Here is a 644-nt window from a genome sequence, read left to right as displayed (position 1 = left end):
CATACAGAAGCTTGCACAAAATGTGGAAGTATTCATGATGCGTTTAACAGTTGCCGTAACCGACATTGCCCAAAATGCGGAGCCATTGATAAAGAAAAGTGGATTATTAATAGAGAGGCCGATTTATTGCCTGTGAAATATTTTCATGTGGTTTTTACAGTTCCACATAAACTCAATAGTTTGTTTATCCGAAATCAGCATGCCCTATATCATCTGCTTTTTACCACATCATGGGAGGTCTTAAGCGATTTTGGCAACACTCAAAAATGGATCGGTGGCAAAATTGGTGCTACTGCTATTTTACATACTACCGGACAAAATCTAAATTATCATCCGCATATACACTTTATTGTTCCTGCCGGAGCTTTAATGCCAAATGGAAAGTGGAAAAATGCGCGTAATAGAGGACAATATCTGTTTAATGTAGAAAGCTTGAGCAGTGTGTTTCGGGCTCGTTTTGTGGAGCAACTTCGTTTGCTTAAACAAGAAAAAACAATTAATGGATGGATTCCCAATGAGTTATTCGATCAAGATTGGGTAGTGTACGCCAAACAAGCTTTTGGTGGACCAAAACAAGTGATCAATTATTTGGGAAGATATACCCACAGAACAGCTATCTCTAATGACAGAATACTTGCTGTTGA

The 644-nt window shown here is 38.4% G+C and carries 1 protein-coding gene and 1 pseudogene; both read left to right on the top strand.

Features of this window, described 5'->3' with window-relative positions; all coding sequences use genetic code 11:
- Positions 1-30: 30 nt before the first annotated feature.
- Positions 31-102 (top strand): annotated as a pseudogene (locus HNS40_RS23875) (transposase zinc-binding domain-containing protein); the annotation flags it as partial.
- A 30-nt stretch (positions 103-132) separates the two neighbouring features.
- The coding region (locus tag HNS40_RS22620; RefSeq protein WP_371742977.1) for a transposase at positions 133-644 on the top strand (512 nt) is incomplete at its 3' end.

Source organism: Lentimicrobium sp. S6 (assembly GCF_013166635.1).
Classification (GTDB): domain Bacteria; phylum Bacteroidota; class Bacteroidia; order Bacteroidales; family UBA12170; genus UBA12170.
Note: the sequence above shows the minus strand (reverse complement) of the source record. Positions and strands in the feature narration are given on the sequence as shown.